Origin of the sequence: Shewanella sp. HL-SH5 (assembly GCF_051163755.1) — a bacterium.
Taxonomy (GTDB): domain Bacteria; phylum Pseudomonadota; class Gammaproteobacteria; order Enterobacterales; family Shewanellaceae; genus Shewanella; species Shewanella glacialimarina.
This window is the reverse complement of record NZ_CP195038.1, coordinates 920,700-939,369: the sequence shown is the minus strand read 5'-3', so window position 1 is coordinate 939,369 and position 18,670 is coordinate 920,700. Positions and strand designations below refer to the sequence as shown.

Here is an 18,670-nt window from a genome sequence, read left to right as displayed (position 1 = left end):
GGATGAAACACAGTAAGAAACTTTTTTTTGCGTTATTTGCACTGACAATAAGCCAACCAGCTTTATCAGCTCCGCAAACGTTAGACAGCGTAGCCGTTCAATTAAATGACGGTATTATTTTAGAAAGCGAAATTAGCAACATGATTACGACTGTTTCTGCAAACGCAAAAGCATCTAATCAAACGCTGCCTTCTGATGAAGCTTTACGCACTCAAATTATTGATCGCTTAATTTCAACGCGTTTACAACTGCAAACAGCTGAACGGATTGGTTTATCTATTGGCGATCTTCAATTGGATCAAACTATTGAAAATATCGCTAAAGAACAAAAAATTACCGTAAACCAGATGCAGCAGCAACTTGAATCAGAAGGTATGAGCTTCAGCCAATACCGTGAACAACTTCGCGAAGAGATCACTTTAGGTGAAATTCAACGTATTCAAGTACAGCGTCGTATCCAAGTATCCCCTCAAGAAATAAACAGTCTAGTTAAACTGATTGAAGAACAGGGTTTGAAAGATGTTGAATTTCAAGTGGGTCATATCTTAATTGAGATCCCAAACGACCCAACCAGTGAGCAACTGGAACTATCAAGTCGCAGAGCAGATATTGTATTAAAGCGCCTTAATGAAGGTGATGATTTCCGCAGTACAGCGATAGCCTCTTCATCTGGCCCCAAAGCACTTGAAGGCGGTATATGGGAGTTCATGAACATCAATGAGATGCCAACTTTGTTTGCAGAAGTTGTTGTTGACGCTAAAAAAGGCGATATTTTAGGGCCGATAAAATCAGGTTCAGGTTTTCATATCATTAAGGTCATGGATACTCGTGGTTTACAAACTCAAGAAATCGATGAAGTTAAGTCACGTCATATTTTATTGAAACCGTCACCTATTTTATCTGAAGACCGTGCTCAAGCTATGTTAGCAAACTTCTTAAAAGACATACGCAGTGGCGATGCAGATTTTGATAAGTTAGCTCGCCAATATTCTGAAGATCCTGGTTCAGGTGCAAAAGGTGGTGAATTAGGCTGGGCTGAACCAAGTTTATATGTTCCTGAATTCTCACAAACGCTCCAAAACTTAAAGCCGGGTGAAATTAGTGAACCTTTTCGCACCACTCACGGCTGGCACATTGTCCAGCTAGAGGATCGTCGAAAAACAGATGCAACAGATAAATTTAATAGTAATCGAGCACACCAATTAATTTTCCGTCGTAAATTTAACGAAGAATTACAAAACTGGTTAGATGAAATGCGCAGTGACGCATACATCGAAGTATTCGAGCCTGAAAATATACGAGGCTAATAACTCACAATGATCAAACGTATCGCGATAACGCCGGGTGAGCCGGCGAGTATCGGCCCTGACATCGTCATTAAACTAGCTCAGCAGGATTGGCCTGCTGAGCTAGTTGTTTGTGCTGATCCACAATTATTATTAGATAGAGCCAAATTACTTAATTTACCGTTACAGCTAAAAACGTATGACTCAACATTACCGGCTAAAGCGCAGCAAGCGGGCACATTAACTATTCTGCCATTTAAGTTGGCAGAACCTGTTGAATGTGGCGTGTTGAATGAAGCTAACAGTGGCTACGTTGTTGACACGCTTAAATGTGCCGGTGAAAAGAACATGTCAAAAGAGTTTGACGCTGTTGTCACAGGGCCAGTCCATAAAGGTATCATTAATCAAGCGGGTATTTCATTCAGTGGTCACACAGAATACTTCGCCCTACAGGCAAATTGCCCAGATGTAGTCATGATGTTAGCAACACCCGGATTGCAGGTTGCATTAATGACAACCCATATTCCACTCGCTTATGTGGCAAAAGCCATTACGCGTGACAGGTTGCACCACATTATCGGTATTTTACATCGTGAGCTTGTCAGTAAATTTGGCTTAGGTTCACCTAAAATATTTGTGTGTGGCTTAAACCCGCACGCTGGTGAAGATGGTCATTTAGGTCGTGAAGAAATTGATATCATCATACCAGCCTTAAATGAGCTACGTCAGCAAGGTATGGACATCGTCGGTCCACTTCCAGCAGACACACTATTCCAGCCTAAATATCTAGAACAAGCCGATGTTGTATTGGCTATGTACCATGATCAAGGTTTACCCGTGCTCAAGTCTATAGGTTTTGGTAAATCAGTTAATATCACCTTAGGTCTACCGTATATTAGAACGTCTGTAGATCACGGCACAGCGTTAGATCTTGCCGGCACAGGGCAAGCAGATAGTGGCAGTTTATTTTGCGCATTAAATAAAGCCATTGAAATGATTGATAAGAGTAAGTAATTAATCTAATGAGTAATAAAGTACATTTAGGCCATACAGCCAGAAAAAGATTCGGACAAAATTTCTTAACTGATGAAGGTGTGATAAGTAGCATTGTTGGTGCTATTTCCCCTGATAATGACCACGTTATGGTTGAAATAGGACCAGGCTTAGGTGCACTAACAGAGCCAGTTGCAGACACCATAGATAACCTCACAGTCGTTGAACTCGATCGCGATTTAGTTGAGCGATTAAAAACACATCCTATATTAAAAGATAAACTGACTATTCACCAGGGTGATGCATTACAGTTTGATTTTAACCTGCTTAGACAAGAAGGCAAAAAAATGAAAGTGTTTGGTAATCTACCTTACAACATTTCAACGCCTTTAATGTTTCATTTATTTGAGTTTGCAGAATATATTGAAACCATGCACTTTATGCTCCAAAAAGAAGTGGTATTGCGTTTATCGGCCAGCCCAGGTTGCAAAGCTTATGGACGTCTCACCGTTATGGCGCAATATTTTTGTCAAGTCGTACCTGTATTAGAAGTGCCTCCGCACTGCTTTACTCCTGCGCCAAAAGTAGACTCTGCCGTGGTACGTTTATTGCCTTATGAGCAAAAACCTTGGCCATGCAAAGACGTAACTGTAATGCGTCATTTATGCACAACAGCATTTCATATGCGCCGTAAAACCTTGCGCAACAACTTGAAAGGCATGCTCAATGATGAAGACTTTGCCCTACTCAATATAGATTCAACCCTGCGACCTGAGCAAATCAGTGTGCAACAATATGTTGCGATGGCTAATTTATATATAGATAAAAAAACAACAAATTAATTACTTCATCTTAAGGGGCATGTTCAATGAATATGCCCTTTTGCTTAAGGACGAAATATATCACCTATGAGTCAAGCTGAATCTCCGATAAAAATTAAAGTCGACACTGAATATCTTGAGCATCAATCAGATATAGCAGATGAGAAATATTTATTCTCCTACACTATCACTATAATCAATGTGGGCGATCAAGCTGTAACGTTAAAAGATCGTCACTGGATCATCACTAATGCTAATGGTGATAAAAGTGAAGTAAAAGGCCCTGGCGTCGTAGGAGAAACCCCTACTATTGCACCTAATACCGCTTACCAGTATTCGAGTGGAACAGTATTAGAAACCCCTATCGGTTTTATGGAAGGCTCATATGGTATGGTCTACAATGATGGCAGACTATTTTCAGCTGTCATTCCCACCTTCAGGTTAGCCGTGCCAGGGTTGCTGCAATAAAATTATGGCCAATTATTTTGTCGGCGATATTCAAGGATGCTTTCAAGAGCTGCAAAGACTATTACAAAAAGTCAGTTTTAATCCTTCCAAAGACATACTCTGGGCTGTTGGTGATTTAGTTGCCCGCGGTCCGGGCTCGCTAGAAACCTTAAGACTATTTGAATCACTTCAAGACAGCGGCAAGGTAGTGCTAGGTAATCATGATCTTCATTTAATGGCTATTCATGGCAAAATAAAGCGCGCAACCCCAAATGACCGCTTAGAAGCATTGCTAGAAGCGCCAGACTGTCCTAAGCTAATAAATTGGCTAAGACAACAACCATTAGTACGCTACTTACCTGAACATAATCTTATAATGACTCATGCTGGTGTGCCTCCACAGTGGGATTTAGCAACACTTATATCTGAAAGTTTAATGGTTAGTGAACAGCTTAAACAAGCTGATTATTTGACGAGTATTATTGGCCAAATGTATCAGAATACGCCGAATGTTTGGAGTAACAACCTTAATGGAATTGAGCGCACGATATATTGTATCAATGCCCTAACACGGATGCGGTTTTTACATTCCGATGCCAGTTTAGACTTTGAATGTAAACTGCCTCCAAACCAAGTGAAAGATAAAATATTAAGGCCATGGTTTGATTTTGAGTCTAAGCTAAAAGCGCCTTACCAGATCGTTTTCGGTCACTGGGCGGCATTAATGGGGCAAACATCTGCAACACATTTACATGCTTTAGATACAGGATGCTGTTGGGGTGAACATTTAACACTGTGGCACCTTGAAACAAATGAAAAAATTACCCAAAAAAAGCTCATTTAGCGTTAAACTAAAAGACGAATAAGCCGATAATCTACTATCGGATTTCAAAAAGTACCTGAATACAAAAGTCCTTGCTGTTGGGATAAAATAATAATAGGTTGGAGTAACATATGAAGATTAAAGTGGCCACTAGGGTTATAGGCGGATTTTCTGTCTTAACTTTATTACTAATCATACTTGGCGTTGTCACATTATTAGGCAATAGCAGCATCAAAAAAGGTACCCAAACCTTAAAACAAGTTAGTCTACCCGCTTTGGCACATACTAATTTGTTAAGCGAAAATATTAGTGGCCAACAGATTCAATTTATTTTAGGTTACTACAGTGACCATTCTTCAAAAATCCCTTCTATAGAACAATACCTTGCTAGTGAAAATAAAAAATTCGTATCTGAATTCAGTAAATTAACAAACTTAATTTCTGAGCAAGAGCAACTTTCGCAACCACTAAACCAACTAAAAACAGCTTATTTAGCCTATGAAAATGTAGCCGATAAAATGCTCAGCGAAAGATTGCAATCCTTATCTAAACAAGAGGACGCATTAAAAATGCGCAGCGAGATAGAAAATGCTGCTGATGACGCATCTTCTATTCTACTGGATGTAACAGATTTAGAGACCAGTGAAGACTCTGTAGAAAGAAGCTTGGCTTCTTCTGCCAATATTGTTGATAACACATTTATCAATTTAATCACTACGGTATATGACCTCGTTGCTGTCACTGACAGCAGTAAGTACGAACTGATTATAAAAGAATTGGAATTCATGGTCAGTGAAGCAAAAGGCAAGTTGAGCCATATAAGTTTACAAGGTCAAGATATAATTGACAGTGATACATTGGCAGACCTTAATACAGAAACAGATAAAGTGTTTAAACTATTATCCGGCAATAACTCTATAATTGGTCTAAAAAAGCAGCAATTACAACATGAAGCGGCTGCAGCGGCCGCCTTAAGTGATATCCAAGTTAAAACCAAAACCGTCAATGTAAAAATGACCGAATTTGCCACGGCGATTGATGGATTTACTAACGAAATAAGTAACGAAGCAATTGATGTGATTGACTCCGCAGAAGTTAAAACCATGGCAGTAGTGCTTTTTGCTATATTTGTTGCGATTTTTGTCAGCTATATGGTTGTCCAGCCATTAAAACAATCTTTAGCACAGGTAAACCAAGCCCTTAATGTATTAGCTTCAGGTGATTTAACCCATAAGTTAGATGACTCTGGCCACGATGAATTTGCTGAACTGTCGAAAAACTGTAACCGTTTAGTCGACAGCCTTCGCAGCTTAATTATGGGGATTTTAGATCGTTCAAATCAACTTGCCGCGGCCGCAGAAGAAACTTCAGCTATTACAGCACAGACCACTATTAGCATTCAAGAGCAGAAAAGTCAGGTCGATCAGGTCGCAACGGCAACCACTGAGTTAAGTTCAAGCTCTCAACAGGTTTCAATGAGCGCAGATCAGGCATTAGAACAAATAAAACAAGCCGACGAAGAAACCAAACACATGCGCTCCCTTGCTGATGAAAGCAAGCTTACTATCTTAGCCCTGGCAGATGAAGTGGCTAAAGCTGGCACAGTGATTAATAAACTTCACACCGATAGTGCATCTATTGGCTCAATCTTAGATGTTATCCGAGGCATTGCCGAGCAAACTAATCTACTGGCATTAAATGCCGCAATTGAAGCAGCCAGAGCGGGTGAGCAAGGTCGAGGTTTTGCGGTGGTTGCTGATGAGGTCCGCAGTCTTGCCTCACGCACCCAAGATTCAACCCGAGAAATTCAGTTAATGATCGAAGTGTTACAGCAAGGTGCTCAGCAAGCCGTTGCTGTTATGGAGCTAGGCAAATCGCAAGCTAGCAGCTGTGTTGATAAGAATGAACAGGCCAATATAGCGCTTGAAACAATTATCAAGTCAGTTCATAAAGCTTATGACTCTGGTACTCACATTGCTCACGCAGCCCAAGAGCAGAATCTGGTCAGTCAGCAGGTATCTGAGAAGCTTGAACATATTGCGCTTATATCAGAAGAAACCTCTTCTGGTGCAGAACAAACTGCACAATCAAGCCATCAAGTCGCAATGTTGGCAGAAGAACTACAATCGTCTGTTAAAGAGTTTAAAGTCTAATCTAGATTTAAATTATCCTCCTAATGAGAAAAGGCCGTAAAGGCCTTTTTTGTTACGGCTAACTTATGGAATAAATTATCGATTAGAGGTCGTCGCTTTACTTAAACGCTTATTTCCAAATAAAAAATACCGACATATTAGTCGGTATTTTTTATTTGGCATTGTAGGTACAGAATAATCTTAACGATTAATCCTCACCAGCACCGCCACCTAGACGTTCAGTAATCGCTGCTGTGATAGGGCTACCACTATGACCGTTGGCACTGGCCCAATCCACAATAGAAGTACCATCTGATTCAGCAGCAGAAAGGTCTGATGCAGGAAGACGTTTAGCAATAAACTCACCAACATCATTCGCGTTAGAATTGTAGGCAGTACGCAATAAACTGCTGCCATCACAGCTCACAGCTGAATAAATATTACGTAATTTTACACGGGCTTCTTTAAGCTTTTTACGTAAACGATTTTTATCGTCTGACTTTACATAATCACATATGTTAGCAACTAACTGATCAGTGTTCGCTACAGCAGGGACCGACACAGAAGATGCTGCTATCAGTACGGCTATCGCTACAGGCATTAAACGCATCTGACACTCCTTTATAATTTATTATTGTATCTTAATACGCTCATCTTTGTGATTGTATTTAGTTTCAGGGTAACTCTTGAACAAGTTTACAGTTTTTAACAAAAGTGTTAAAGCTATATTGCAATCCATACTCATTTGTTGCTGTAATGGTGTGTTTCAAAAGCCAACTTCCATCATCCCATTCAGGAAAGTAAGTATCACCTTTTACATCTAGGTCAATTTGAGTTAAATATAATACATCTGCCTTACAGAGTAGTTCAGCATACAGCTGACCGCCACCCATTATGATTAATTCTTCACACTCACCCGCAGCAGCAACAGCTTGATCAAAATTACCGACACAAGTGACCCCATCCGGTGCATAATTCGACTGTCGAGTAATGACAATATTGTGTCTTCCAGGTAATGGACGCCCTATTGATTCATAAGTCTTACGCCCCATTACCACAGGCTTTGATAACGTCATAGCTTTAAAATGCTTTAAGTCTTCAGGTAAATGCCATGGCATTTGATTGTCTTTACCAATAACACGATTGTTAGCCATAGCGGCAATCATTGCGATACGCATGATGAATCCTCTAATTAAATGATAGGGCGATTGCGATAATATAATAAACTAGGTAGTGCTAGCCCTACAGCTAAGGCTCCCAAAATAAAGACCGTTTTAAGCCCATTGACAATGACTTGCGCACTTAACTCTGGACTGACTTGGTTTTGAGCCGTTAATTGAATAAGCGCTATAACAGTATTAAAGGCGTAGGTTCCGGGTATCATCGGAATAATAGCTGCAACGGCATACATTGACGGTGGCGCTAAATGACGTTTAGCAAATTGAATTGTGATAACCCCCACGAGAGCGGCTCCAGCAAATGTAGCCCACTCAATCGGCATATTAACGTGCATTAACACGGTTCGAGTACTGTGACCTAATGCACCTGCTAACGCACAGAATCCAAGATAACGTTGCGGTACATTGAATAAAATGGCAAAACCAAAAGCTGGTATAGCGGAAAAAAAAGCATTATGTAATAAGTCTAATAACAGAGGCGGCATTAAAATATCCCGCCTAATTGCATTGCTATAGTGATACCAATTACTGAAGCTAAGGTGAGTAGACTTGCATTTCCCCAGCGGGATATTCCTACATTAATATGACCTTTTACCATATCAGAAATCGCGTTAATTAGCGGAAAACCTGGCACTAGCATTAATACGCTTGCGGCTAATGCAATTTGAGGAGTTTCACTAATGGGATAAATATAACCTAATTGAGCAACAACATTAGTAATAAAGGCTGTAATAGAAAAGTTAACGAGTAAATTAAAATGTCTTTTAGCAAGAAAAAGTCTCACACTCATCCCTATGGAGGATGCAATAAAAGTCACTAAACACGCCATCACATCGCCACCTAATAAATGACAAAAGCTAGCACAGGAAAGTCCAATGACTGGAATAACTACTTTAGCAGGATATGTTTTAGGCTGAATACGAGCGAGACGGCGGCGGACCTCATTAGGGCCATAAATGCCTTTTTCAGCTAGCAAACATAGCCGTTGTAATTCACATACCACCATCATATTGATCCCATGAGCTCGGATCCGTCTGGTCGTAGTAATACAACGCCCATGTACAAGGCTAGTTAGCACAAGTGCATTGGAAGATATAGAGAGTTCAACACTTGCAAGGCCCAATGCTTTACCTAATCGCTGACTTAGTTCTTCAACCAAGTCAGACTCTGCACCATAGGCAAGCAGCAATTGAGCGCAGCGGACAACTAAACGGGTTATATCATTTTGGTTGTCTGCGTACACGGTAATCCTTTAAAACTTAGCGTTGATAAATAACTTCAACGTCATAATCATCATCATCAAAGTCATCATCATCTAAGTCATCAGTATCATCAAAATTCTCGTTGATGCTGTCATCTTTACCCTGATGATAATTATCCCACTTAAATTCAACTTCTTGCTCGTCATCTTGATCATCTTGACCAACAGGCAATGTTTGAATGAAATCAAGTAACTTAATACTTAACTCTTCAGTACCTTGGCGGTTATAGGCGGACATAGTAAAGACTTCGCCTTCCCAAGCTAGTTCTTTAATAATATGAGCGACTTTTTCTTTTACTTCATCTTCAAGCAATAGATCGATTTTATTAAATACCATCCAACGAGGCTTAGCGGCAAGCTTTGGTGAATACTTTTCTAACTCACCTACAATAGCTCTGGCTGAATCAATCGGATCACTACCGTCAATAGGGTTAATATCAATAATGTGTAGTAATGCGCGACAACGTTCAAGATGCTTTAAAAAACGAATACCTAAGCCAGCACCTTCCGCAGCACCTTCAATTAGCCCAGGAATATCAGCAATAACAAAACTTTGCCCATGACGTGGGTTAACAACGCCTAGGTTTGGAATTAAAGTTGTGAATGGGTAATCAGCCACTTTTGGTGTAGCACGTGATACCGAGCGTATAAACGTAGACTTACCAGCATTAGGTAAGCCTAACAATCCCACATCGGCCAGTAAAAGCAGCTCTAGCTTTATTTCACGCACTTCACCGGGAGTACCCAGAGTCTTCTGACGTGGCGCACGGTTAGTACTACTTTTAAAACGTGTATTACCTAAACCATGAAAACCGCCTTTAGCAACCAGTAACTTTTGGCCATGGCTAGTTAAGTCGCCTAAAGCTTCTTCGGTTTCTTGATCGATTGCACGTGTACCTACAGGTACTTGTAACACTAAATCTGCACCGGCATGACCAGTACAATCACGACCACGACCATTGGTGCCACGTTCAGCCATATGAAAACGAGTGAAACGATAATCAATAAGGGTGTTCAGGTTTTCATTTGCCTGTAAAAAGACACTACCACCATCGCCACCGTCACCGCCATCGGGACCGCCATCCGGTACATATTTTTCACGGCGAAAACTAACGCAGCCGCTACCACCGTCACCGGCTTCTACACGGATATTGGATTCATCAACAAACTTCATACGGACTCCTAACACTTCAATCATCTAATAGCACAAGGTGAAGACACCTTTGAGCTATAGAACCTTGGCGCTAATTATAACCCTAAATACAATAAATATCAGGGGGCAGAAAAGCGTGGTGTATGGATAATACATCTTCCGCTTGCTGCAAAAAATAGATCTTTCTAATCACTCAGTTCACTATTGTTTTAAAACCAAGAGGATAACGTGAGCTTAGAAATAATTTTGTATTGGTAAACAAGATCAATAACAAAAACACAAAAGCCCTACCAGAGGCAGGGCTTTAGATTTTAGCTTAGTTAAAAAATTAAGCTTCGATACTAATAAACTTACGGTTATTAGCACCTTTAACTTCAAATTTAACTTTGCCGTCAGTTAGAGCAAATAAAGTATGGTCGCGACCGATACCTACATTTACACCAGCGTGGAATTTAGTACCACGTTGACGAACAATAATGTTACCTGCTAAAACTGATTCACCGCCAAAGCGCTTAACACCAAGACGTTTACTTTCTGAATCGCGGCCGTTACGAGTAGAACCGCCAGCTTTTTTATGTGCCATGAGTTAGACTCCTAAATTATGCGCTAATCGCAGTGATTTTAACTTCAGTGAACCACTGACGGTGGCCGGTTTTCTTTTCGTGATGCTTACGGCGATTAAACTTTTGAATAGTAATCTTTTCACCGCGTCCGTGGCTAACCACTTGAGCAACAACTTTACCACCAGCAACTAATGGAGCACCAACGTGAACGTTCTCACCATCAGCAACCAATAGAACTTGATCAAACTCAATCGTTTCACCGGTAGCAACTTCAATTTTTTCTAGACGAACTGTATGACCTTCAGCAACACGATGTTGCTTTCCGCCACTTTGAAAAACAGCGTACATAGCTATTTCACTCCAAATGACTAACACACTAACTCGATCTTACGAGAATAGGTGCTAAAAAACTTTTAATGACAATGGGCGCGGATTCTACGCGAAGAATTTCATACTGGCAAGCGTTAATTCAGGTTCAAATTAAAAAGCCGTTACTACTGCACAATATTCACTGTTACAAACTGTAATATTGTATAAACATTAAGTACAATTGCCTTAACTACCACGCAAAAATACTCATTCTATTAGTTTAAAAGTAGCGCTAAAATCTTCCTGTGTTATCTTCACCGGATTTTGAAATGATTTTACCTAAATTTATCTTGAAAAGCACTGACTCATTTGCTCTTACAGCATATTAGATCAGGGATTTTCCTTTGTATTAATGAAGTAACTAAAAAATTTGCACCGACATAGATTTTAGAAATTGAGAATAAGTCATAACAAGTTTAAAAATTAGTAACAACAACTTTGAAAATCAGCGCGTTTCTCCTGTAAGATATGACCCCAGATGCGCACCAAATAGAAAGACAGTTAACGTCTTCCACAATAAATTAGAGAGTATTATGGATTTAACCGCCATTCGTCTGTTGGCAGACTCAGATATGCAATCTGTCGACCAACTTATTTATAAGCAACTTGAATCTGATGTAGCCCTAATTAACCAACTAGGCTTCTACATTATAAATGGTGGCGGAAAACGTCTGCGTCCTTTACTGTCAATTCTTGCAGCAAGATCTGTAGATTACCAAGGTAAGTTACATGTTAAATTAGCCGCTATTATTGAATTTATTCATACTGCATCACTACTGCATGATGATGTCGTCGATGAATCAACATTACGTCGCGGCCGCGAAACAGCTAATGCACTATTTGGAAACAGTGCGAGTGTATTGGTTGGAGACTTTCTCTATACCCGCTCTTTTCAGATGATGACTGAACTCGACAGTATGCATGTACTAAAGGTTCTGGCTGATACAACCAATGTGTTGGCTGAAGGGGAAGTGCTGCAACTAATGAATTGTAATGACCCCGAAACCACTGAAGCTAACTATATGCGTGTCATTTACTGTAAAACAGCAAAGCTGTTTGAGGCAGCGACATTACTGGCAGGTGTATTAGCAGGCTCCCCAACTGAATGGCAACAAGCACTTGGTGATTACGGTAAGTATTTAGGTACAGCATTTCAATTAACCGATGATTTACTCGACTACACGGCAGAAACGGGTGAGCTAGGTAAAAATATTGGCGATGACTTAGCGGAAGGTAAACCTACATTACCCTTAATCTATGCAATGGTGCATGGTGATGATACCGCCAAAGCGTTAATAAAAATGGCCATAGAAAAAGGTGACGGCACCCAGGCAATTGATGAGATAGTGGCCGCCTTAAACAAATCAGGTGCGCTTGAATACACGCAAAAAAGGGCTGAAGAAGAAGCACAAAAAGCCATTGATGCGTTGATCGTATTACCAGATACAGATTATAAACAAGCGCTTATTGCCCTTGCCCACTTATCAGTAAACCGTAAGCACTAGGTTATGTTTAACTAACGTACACTAAGTTGTTTTAAAAAGCAGTAACACCCCTTGTTACTGCTTTTTTACACCTGCCAATCAATCGGTTTGAGGCCATTTTTAATAAGCTGTTGATTTATTTTGGAGAAATGACCGCATCCAAAAAAACCACGATATGCCGATAATGGAGACGGATGAGGACCACTTAAAATAGTATGATGTTCATGGGTAATTAGACGTCCCTTCTTAATAGCATGGCTGCCCCACAGTACGAATATCAGTGGCTGAGGTAAGCTGTTAAGATAATCTAACACATGATCGGTAAACACTTCCCACCCAGCCTTAGCATGTGAATGCGCCAAAGATTTTTCTACCGTTAAAACCGTATTTAACATTAACAAGCCTTGCTCAGCCCAATGGGTTAAATCACCGTGTGATGGTATTGAAAAACCCGCTATATCTTGTGCTAACTCTTTGTAAATATTGGCTAGTGACGGTGGTACCTTCACGCCAGATTTAACTGAAAAGGCTAACCCATGGGCTTGCCCTTCGCCATGATAGGGGTCTTGACCTATCACCACCACTTTCACCTTTTCAACTGGCGTTAATTCAAAAGCACGATAAATATCAGCCTTTGGAGGAAAGATGACTTTGTTCATCGATTGCTGCTCAGACAGAAATTGATTTAACCGAATAAAGTAATCCTGTTGTTGTTCATTCTCGATAAATATAGGCCAACTTTTCACTTTCATTATCCTTAACTTTTTAGGAGTAAATTGCTAATTTATATCAGCTACTTTAAAGTACTGATATTGTAAATCGTTTATTAAGTATTATGAAATTTAAAGCAACTCAACAGCAGCAAGGTTTTACCTTAATAGAATTAGTCATTGTTATTATTATTTTAGCTATTCTTGCTGTCACAGCTTTGCCTAAGTTTATCAACCTACAACAAGATGCCCATGTATCAAATGTCAAAGGTACAGGTGGCGCATTTTCATCAGGCATTAGCCTTGCACATCTCAAATGGGCTTCTATGGGAAACTCTGGTCCTGCGGACAATTTACAAATATATGAAAATGCTGGTGTTGCTGGACAGCTTGATATAAATCTATGGGGATACCCAGCTCAAAATTACCCACCATTTGAAAGTTCACCTCGACTCAATAACACTAACGACTGTATTTCTGTTTGGAACACTATTTTGCAGGACGCACCTAGTGTTTCAACCAATGTAAACTCAACAGCATTTGAATACAGAGTCACCTATATCAACCCTGACCAATGTCGTTTCTTCTACAATAAATTAAATACACTTTCGATTTATTATGATTCCCGTAATGGGCAGGTCATCACAGATTCGGATCCTAATAGCTAAATTTAAACTGAATTTCGCTGTTAAACTCGATACACTCATTATTTTACTAACACCTTAAGTGAGCATTATGACTGAACAATCTGCATCTCAAAACGTCGCTTCTGAAACACCAAGTTCTGAAACACAAAGCGCTACGACTATATATCAACTAGCGGATCAATTTATCGCTTTAGCCAATCAAATCGGTCAAACAGAAAATGATATTGGTAAAGTGGGTACAGCATTGCGTTATGCAGCATCTCGCTATAATGCATTTGAAGCAGCAATAAAGTCTTCTGATCTAGCAGCAGAAAAAGACAATGCGTTAGCTTGGTTTGCCAATGAGTATAAACTCATGCTAAATGAAAACTTAGACGATCACATTAAGCACCCACCAATCTCCAAAGCTGAAAACGAACCCGCAAAAGATGACAGTGTGCAAGTTTTCAAAAACTAGATCATTGGATTAAAAATAATGCCATCTCTAAACTAGATGGCATTACTTATAATTTCAAAGTGTAAGCATTCTTTCATATGTGCATACAGGTTAAAAATGTAACGCGCACAGTTATCTTGACACTGAGGCCTATACTGAAAATCTTTATATCAATGTAAAAATAACCCGCCCAGCAAGCGCAATTAGCACCACTCCAGACACCCTATCAATCCATACTGCTTTTTCACGTAGCTTAGGCAATATTGCGGAATGCGATAATATAATCGCAATCAAGGTGTACCAAAGGCCATCAATCACTAAAGGGGTTAGTACAATCAATGTTTGCCCTGATATTGTCTCTGCAGCTAATACGAACTGACTAAATAACGCCAAAAAGAACAATAAAATTTTGGGGTTAAATAATGAAATGGCCAAGCCGTCACGTGCAGCAACCAATAAACTAGTTTTGTTTCCAGCGGCGAGTTTTTGCTGCATACCACCTTTAGAGCGCAAAGCCTGAATACCAATCCAAGCCAAATACAAGGCTCCGACAATCGCAATCGCATTAAATAATAATGGCGATGCCCTAAGCACAACAGCAAGCCCTAATAAGGTCACTAAAGCATAAATCCCTATACCAATCGAATGCGCCCAAGCACACACAATACCGTGTAAGCGACTGCCACCTAATGTATGCCTAACCACCATAGCCAAGCTCGGCCCTGGTGACATTGCCCCTAGGCAACAAATGGCCAGCAACCCTAACCAAGTCGTAAAACTCATACTTTCCCTTACTTATTCTTATATAAACTATTGCATTGTTACTGCGAACATTAACACCAAATTAAGTAAATCTTGATATGCTATTTATAAGTTCACTTTATTAAGCATCACTATGTCTATTATTGCTTCATTGTTACTTATATCGTTAATGTTAGCGATTGCGGGTTTATTGTTCGCAAAGTTTAAAGGCAAAGCTATCCCTATGGCGGTTATTTTCGTTTTAGGCGGCCTAGCGCTTTGTCTTGCCAGCATTATCGCCTTTGTTAATAAAGGCGAAAACTATCAAGCATATAAAAACCTTCATTGGCAACCACTTGCGCCAGAAAAAATAGCTCCTTATGTTGAGCAAGGCTTTACTGTTTTTGTCGATATAACAGCTGATTGGTGTGTTCCTTGCCAAGCAAATAAAGCCAATGTGCTTCATCGCGAACAAGTAGTTAATACCCTAATGACCGATAACATTATTTTAATGCAGGGGAATTGGTCTGAGGCTGATACAGTCATTGAACAGTATATGGGTATTCAAGGCGCTGCAGGTACACCTTACAACAAAGTTTATGGTCCAGCCTACCCAGAAGGAATAGAGCTGCCTAAAGTACTTGAAATCAGGCATGTTTATCAGGCTTTAGACATCATGAAGTGATGTTAAAACATAATAGGTACAAAAAAGACTGCCTAGGCAGTCTTTTTATTGGTTATTATTTAAGGGCTGAAATTGATTAAGCCCTTAAGTTGTTTCTAGAAACGGTAATTAACTTTACCGTAGTAGTAACCACCATTGTAGTCAAATGGACCACTTTCGTAATAAACACCACCTAGTTCACCTAAAGTACCATCTTTAAGCTTCTGCGCTTCTTGGTCAAATATGTTATTTGCACCTACCGAGAAGGTCAGGCTATCCATAACGGTGTAGCTCACCTCTAAGTCAAATGTTACTGCTGAACTGGCTATTTCAGAACCCCAATCAGACGTATCATCAGCATGCGTTGCATAGTACTCACCGAAGTAGTTAGCACGTAAATTCATGCTTAACTCATCCCAGTTTTGACCCCAAGTTAATGTGGCACGATGTGCAGGAATACCATCTTCTAAACGGCGAACCTTACCAGCATCAGTGGTTTCTTCATTAAATTTATCAACATTAGTGTCAGTCCAACCATAGGCTAAGCTGAACTTAGTGTCACCAGCTAACAACTCAGTATCATATGAACCAACAATATCAACACCCTGAGTTGTTGTATCAAAGTCATTGGTATAATAAGTTACTGCAGAAATTAACTCTGGAAACTCAACACCTAGATCTCGTAGGTCATCATAATCTGCCGCTTCAACATCAATTTGGCTTGATTGAGCAATACGCCCTGTTACTTCAATCGTGTAATAATCAACTGTTAAGAAGAAATCACCACTTTGATAAACAGCACCTAAAGCATAACTAACAGACTCTTCAGGAGTTAGCACTTTACCACCGTAGTAAGCGGCTAATGGATCCGTTGGAGGCGCAATGAATGATTGAATCAAATCGCCGTTAACAATTGAAGTTTGTGTGTTAACAACGTTTTCTTGACCCACTGTCGGTGCACGGAACCCCGTACTGTGTGAGGCACGGAAGGCTAAATCATCGGTAGCCGAATATTGTGCAGTTAGCTTGTAATTTAGCGTATCACCAAAGGTTGAAAAGTCTTCATAACGCAGTGCTGCGCCAACTAACCATTTCTCACCTAAATAGGCTTCTGCATCAGCGTAAACACCGATATTGCTGCGATCATTTTTACCCGCGGATTCAGGACCAAAGCCTTTAAATCCGTGCGAGCCTATGTTAAAGCCCTGTGAAGCATAAGGACCTGCTTCCCAAGATGCTTGTTCACCTGCAGTAATTTCAAATGACTCTTCACGCCACTCAACACCAGTTGCGAAATTTAGCCCTTCAAAAACATCAAATAAGCGTGAGAAATCTAGGTTAACCGTAGTCTCAACTTGCTCATAAGCACCTGTTTCAAAGTCAGTTGGCGTCGCTAAACCTAATGATGGGTTTAATGAGTTACGTAAACTAAAAGTTGACTTGTTAGACCCTGTCCCCGCACTTGCATCATAGTCCCAATCAGCAACTTCACCTTTAACACCAGCGAAGAATGACATATCTTCAATAGTACCGGCAAACTGTGGTGTGTATCCGCCTGGTCGCACTTGGTTCATAGAAAAACAGTTTGGGTCAGCAACCATCGACTGGTAATCTGCAGTGTTTAATACGTTCGGGACATTTGCAGCAACGTTACCTACCCAAGAACATGATGCAATGCCGGTTTCAGCTAAACCGACATCACCTACTAATAAAGTTTCACCGCCATCGTTTGAATAAACAGAACCACGGTTGTGTGGGTTACGGTAATAGAAGCCACCTACTGCATCACGTGAAGACACGTTACCAAAGGCATAAAGACTGTGTTTGTCATTTATATCAAATCCAGAATTAATGAAGATAGTGTAATCATCTTTAATTTCTGGGTTACCCCAAGTTTGTGCTGGGTTTGGAATATCTGTATTACCAGCAGCTGAAATAGCTGCTGCATCAAAACGTTGCACACTACGACTTGTTGCATCAGCAGTTTTATACTGAGCGGTTAAATTAACAAAACCATCGTCTGTTAACGGTAAGCCAACGTTAGCATCAATAGTCGTTGATGTGCCATCACCTTCATAATACTGGCCTTGGGTTGCTGAAATAGAGCCACCTTCAGCGCTATCTTTTAACACAAAGTTCATTACACCAGCGATCGCATCAGATCCGTACTGCGCAGCAGCGCCGTCACGTAACACTTCAACTTGCTTTAATGCCGCACTTGGAATAACTGAAATATCAGGGCCTTGGGCGCCGTCGTTAACTCCGCCGCCTTGGAAAGCAATAACCGATGCGCGGTGACGACGTTTACCATTAACTAAAACCAAAGTACTGTCTGAAGGTAAACCACGTAAATTAACTGGACGAACAAGTGTTGCCGCGTCGCTAATAGGCTGGGCACGTGAGTTGAAAGAAGGCACTGATGTCACCAACATGTCAATCATGTCTGTTGAACCATTCTTCTTTAAATCATCACTGCTAATAATATCAATAGGGACTGGGGATTCACCCACTGAGCGAGGGGCTGAACGTGAGCCAATTACGGCCATCTTCTCAACTTTTTGTTCAACAACTTCTTCATCTGCTGCATACACTTGAGCGCTTAATAAAGAACCGGATAATGCGATAGAAACAGCTAAACTCAATGAGTTTTTGCCAAATTTTCTTTTATTGTTAATAGTCATTTTATATTCTCAGTCATTATTATTTTATTGTTTGATAACCACTTCCTAATACTCCCTGTATAAAGAAATCGTCTCTCCCAAAATGAATTACCATCATCTCAGCTACATTTTTATAACAACACCAGCACAATTGCCAACATTTATTAGCAATTAATGTGCTAAAAAGCAGTCTTTTTCGAGCAAAAACCCGAAAACAAGGTGTAAGATACTGCTTTAAAAGGGTTTTGTCTGAATTAAAAATAAATCAATTTTTTTATAAAAAAACCAATTAAATACACTGG

Annotated in this window: 20 protein-coding genes; 10 read left to right on the top strand and 10 right to left on the bottom strand. The window is 40.2% G+C overall.

Translation table 11 applies throughout. The annotated features are described in order from the left end of the window. Positions 1–2: 2 nt before the first annotated feature. The 6 genes from surA (at position 3) to ACRWQM_RS04005 (ending at position 6,523) form a co-directional block, all read left to right on the top strand. Positions 3–1,307, top strand: a complete 1,305-nt coding sequence (gene surA / locus ACRWQM_RS04030) for a peptidylprolyl isomerase SurA (protein ID WP_434926925.1) — start codon at positions 3–5, stop codon at positions 1,305–1,307. Between the two features lie 9 nt (positions 1,308–1,316). Beyond that, complete coding sequence (gene pdxA / locus ACRWQM_RS04025) at positions 1,317–2,300, top strand: 4-hydroxythreonine-4-phosphate dehydrogenase PdxA (protein ID WP_434931341.1); 984 nt, start codon at positions 1,317–1,319, stop codon at positions 2,298–2,300. 8 nt (positions 2,301–2,308) lie between these two features. Then, positions 2,309–3,121, top strand: a complete 813-nt coding sequence (gene rsmA, locus ACRWQM_RS04020) for a 16S rRNA (adenine(1518)-N(6)/adenine(1519)-N(6))-dimethyltransferase RsmA (protein WP_434926927.1) — start codon at positions 2,309–2,311, stop codon at positions 3,119–3,121. Positions 3,122–3,187: 66 nt separating this feature from the next. Further along, positions 3,188–3,568, top strand: coding sequence for a Co2+/Mg2+ efflux protein ApaG (gene apaG / locus ACRWQM_RS04015; protein WP_434926928.1), 381 nt, complete (start codon positions 3,188–3,190; stop codon positions 3,566–3,568). A gap of 4 nt (positions 3,569–3,572) precedes the next feature. Further along, the gene (locus tag ACRWQM_RS04010) at positions 3,573–4,391 is read left to right on the top strand and encodes a symmetrical bis(5'-nucleosyl)-tetraphosphatase (RefSeq protein ID WP_434931340.1); all 819 of its coding nucleotides are present in this window, start codon (positions 3,573–3,575) and stop codon (positions 4,389–4,391) included. A 110-nt stretch (positions 4,392–4,501) separates the two neighbouring features. Beyond that, the gene (locus ACRWQM_RS04005; RefSeq protein ID WP_434931339.1) at positions 4,502–6,523 is read left to right on the top strand and encodes a HAMP domain-containing methyl-accepting chemotaxis protein; all 2,022 of its coding nucleotides are present in this window, start codon (positions 4,502–4,504) and stop codon (positions 6,521–6,523) included. Positions 6,524–6,710: 187 nt separating this feature from the next. On the opposite strand, the gene ACRWQM_RS04000 is transcribed toward ACRWQM_RS04005, so the two are convergent. The 7 genes from ACRWQM_RS04000 to rplU form a co-directional block, all read right to left on the bottom strand. Next, positions 6,711–7,112 carry a DUF3718 domain-containing protein gene (locus tag ACRWQM_RS04000; RefSeq protein ID WP_434931338.1) on the bottom strand — a complete coding sequence of 134 codons (402 nt, stop codon included), beginning with the start codon at positions 7,110–7,112 and terminating at the stop codon, positions 6,711–6,713. Positions 7,113–7,176: 64 nt separating this feature from the next. After that, positions 7,177–7,680: a type 3 dihydrofolate reductase gene (gene folA / locus ACRWQM_RS03995; protein ID WP_434931337.1), complete on the bottom strand. Its 504-nt coding sequence runs from the start codon at positions 7,678–7,680 to the stop codon at positions 7,177–7,179. A 14-nt stretch (positions 7,681–7,694) separates the two neighbouring features. Beyond that, complete coding sequence (locus tag ACRWQM_RS03990; RefSeq protein WP_434931336.1) at positions 7,695–8,165, bottom strand: threonine/serine exporter family protein; 471 nt, start codon at positions 8,163–8,165, stop codon at positions 7,695–7,697. Next, complete coding sequence (locus tag ACRWQM_RS03985; protein WP_226413822.1) at positions 8,165–8,923, bottom strand: threonine/serine exporter family protein; 759 nt, start codon at positions 8,921–8,923, stop codon at positions 8,165–8,167. The genes ACRWQM_RS03990 and ACRWQM_RS03985 overlap by 1 nt, the downstream gene beginning before the upstream one ends. Before the next feature lie 16 nt (positions 8,924–8,939). Next, positions 8,940–10,115, bottom strand: a complete 1,176-nt coding sequence (gene cgtA, locus ACRWQM_RS03980) for an Obg family GTPase CgtA (protein WP_434926934.1) — start codon at positions 10,113–10,115, stop codon at positions 8,940–8,942. Positions 10,116–10,422: 307 nt separating this feature from the next. Continuing rightward, positions 10,423–10,677 (bottom strand): 50S ribosomal protein L27, encoded by a 255-nt coding sequence (rpmA, locus tag ACRWQM_RS03975; RefSeq protein ID WP_006080527.1) that lies wholly within the window; start codon positions 10,675–10,677, stop codon positions 10,423–10,425. A 16-nt stretch (positions 10,678–10,693) separates the two neighbouring features. Then, a complete protein-coding gene (rplU, locus tag ACRWQM_RS03970) occupies positions 10,694–11,005 on the bottom strand; it encodes a 50S ribosomal protein L21 (protein ID WP_226413818.1) in 312 nt (103 codons plus the stop codon). A gap of 554 nt (positions 11,006–11,559) precedes the next feature. On the opposite strand from rplU, the gene ispB reads away from it, so the two are divergent. Next, positions 11,560–12,531 (top strand): octaprenyl diphosphate synthase, encoded by a 972-nt coding sequence (gene ispB / locus ACRWQM_RS03965; RefSeq protein ID WP_434926935.1) that lies wholly within the window; start codon positions 11,560–11,562, stop codon positions 12,529–12,531. 65 nt (positions 12,532–12,596) lie between these two features. Here the strand turns inward: ispB and ung are convergent, their stop codons facing one another. Further along, positions 12,597–13,262, bottom strand: coding sequence for a uracil-DNA glycosylase (ung, locus tag ACRWQM_RS03960; protein WP_434931335.1), 666 nt, complete (start codon positions 13,260–13,262; stop codon positions 12,597–12,599). Positions 13,263–13,345: 83 nt separating this feature from the next. On the opposite strand from ung, the gene ACRWQM_RS03955 reads away from it, so the two are divergent. Together ACRWQM_RS03955 and ACRWQM_RS03950 are read left to right on the top strand one after the other, a co-directional pair. Beyond that, positions 13,346–13,888 (top strand): prepilin-type N-terminal cleavage/methylation domain-containing protein, encoded by a 543-nt coding sequence (locus ACRWQM_RS03955; RefSeq protein ID WP_434931334.1) that lies wholly within the window; start codon positions 13,346–13,348, stop codon positions 13,886–13,888. A 67-nt stretch (positions 13,889–13,955) separates the two neighbouring features. Beyond that, positions 13,956–14,324: a DUF3144 domain-containing protein gene (locus ACRWQM_RS03950; RefSeq protein WP_434926938.1), complete on the top strand. Its 369-nt coding sequence runs from the start codon at positions 13,956–13,958 to the stop codon at positions 14,322–14,324. A 144-nt stretch (positions 14,325–14,468) separates the two neighbouring features. On the opposite strand, the gene ACRWQM_RS03945 is transcribed toward ACRWQM_RS03950, so the two are convergent. Then, positions 14,469–15,086, bottom strand: a complete 618-nt coding sequence (locus tag ACRWQM_RS03945) for a LysE family translocator (RefSeq protein ID WP_226413808.1) — start codon at positions 15,084–15,086, stop codon at positions 14,469–14,471. Positions 15,087–15,198: 112 nt separating this feature from the next. Between ACRWQM_RS03945 and ACRWQM_RS03940 the strand changes: the two genes are divergently transcribed. After that, on the top strand, positions 15,199–15,729 hold the full coding sequence (locus ACRWQM_RS03940) for a thioredoxin family protein (protein WP_434931333.1): 531 nt from the start codon (positions 15,199–15,201) through the stop codon (positions 15,727–15,729). A gap of 95 nt (positions 15,730–15,824) precedes the next feature. On the opposite strand, the gene ACRWQM_RS03935 is transcribed toward ACRWQM_RS03940, so the two are convergent. Beyond that, positions 15,825–18,389, bottom strand: coding sequence for a TonB-dependent receptor plug domain-containing protein (locus tag ACRWQM_RS03935; protein WP_434931332.1), 2,565 nt, complete (start codon positions 18,387–18,389; stop codon positions 15,825–15,827). Positions 18,390–18,670: the final 281 nt, after the last annotated feature.

What these genes read in the sequence shown, in the direction of transcription:
- ACRWQM_RS03935 (WP_434931332.1), bottom strand. Translation starts at nt 18,389, where the DNA reads ATGACTATTAACAATAAAAGAAAATTTGGCAAAAACTCATTGAGTTTA.
- ACRWQM_RS03940 (WP_434931333.1), top strand. Translation starts at nt 15,199, where the DNA reads ATGTCTATTATTGCTTCATTGTTACTTATATCGTTAATGTTAGCGATT.
- rpmA (WP_006080527.1), bottom strand. Translation starts at nt 10,677, where the DNA reads ATGGCACATAAAAAAGCTGGCGGTTCTACTCGTAACGGCCGCGATTCA.
- ACRWQM_RS03950 (WP_434926938.1), top strand. Translation starts at nt 13,956, where the DNA reads ATGACTGAACAATCTGCATCTCAAAACGTCGCTTCTGAAACACCAAGT.
- pdxA (WP_434931341.1), top strand. Translation starts at nt 1,317, where the DNA reads ATGATCAAACGTATCGCGATAACGCCGGGTGAGCCGGCGAGTATCGGC.
- ACRWQM_RS03955 (WP_434931334.1), top strand. Translation starts at nt 13,346, where the DNA reads ATGAAATTTAAAGCAACTCAACAGCAGCAAGGTTTTACCTTAATAGAA.
- surA (WP_434926925.1), top strand. Translation starts at nt 3, where the DNA reads ATGAAACACAGTAAGAAACTTTTTTTTGCGTTATTTGCACTGACAATA.
- rplU (WP_226413818.1), bottom strand. Translation starts at nt 11,005, where the DNA reads ATGTACGCTGTTTTTCAAAGTGGCGGAAAGCAACATCGTGTTGCTGAA.
- ACRWQM_RS03945 (WP_226413808.1), bottom strand. Translation starts at nt 15,086, where the DNA reads ATGAGTTTTACGACTTGGTTAGGGTTGCTGGCCATTTGTTGCCTAGGG.
- folA (WP_434931337.1), bottom strand. Translation starts at nt 7,680, where the DNA reads ATGCGTATCGCAATGATTGCCGCTATGGCTAACAATCGTGTTATTGGT.
- rsmA (WP_434926927.1), top strand. Translation starts at nt 2,309, where the DNA reads ATGAGTAATAAAGTACATTTAGGCCATACAGCCAGAAAAAGATTCGGA.
- cgtA (WP_434926934.1), bottom strand. Translation starts at nt 10,115, where the DNA reads ATGAAGTTTGTTGATGAATCCAATATCCGTGTAGAAGCCGGTGACGGT.
- ACRWQM_RS04010 (WP_434931340.1), top strand. Translation starts at nt 3,573, where the DNA reads ATGGCCAATTATTTTGTCGGCGATATTCAAGGATGCTTTCAAGAGCTG.
- ung (WP_434931335.1), bottom strand. Translation starts at nt 13,262, where the DNA reads ATGAAAGTGAAAAGTTGGCCTATATTTATCGAGAATGAACAACAACAG.
- ACRWQM_RS04005 (WP_434931339.1), top strand. Translation starts at nt 4,502, where the DNA reads ATGAAGATTAAAGTGGCCACTAGGGTTATAGGCGGATTTTCTGTCTTA.
- ispB (WP_434926935.1), top strand. Translation starts at nt 11,560, where the DNA reads ATGGATTTAACCGCCATTCGTCTGTTGGCAGACTCAGATATGCAATCT.
- ACRWQM_RS03990 (WP_434931336.1), bottom strand. Translation starts at nt 8,165, where the DNA reads ATGCCGCCTCTGTTATTAGACTTATTACATAATGCTTTTTTTTCCGCT.
- apaG (WP_434926928.1), top strand. Translation starts at nt 3,188, where the DNA reads ATGAGTCAAGCTGAATCTCCGATAAAAATTAAAGTCGACACTGAATAT.
- ACRWQM_RS04000 (WP_434931338.1), bottom strand. Translation starts at nt 7,112, where the DNA reads ATGCGTTTAATGCCTGTAGCGATAGCCGTACTGATAGCAGCATCTTCT.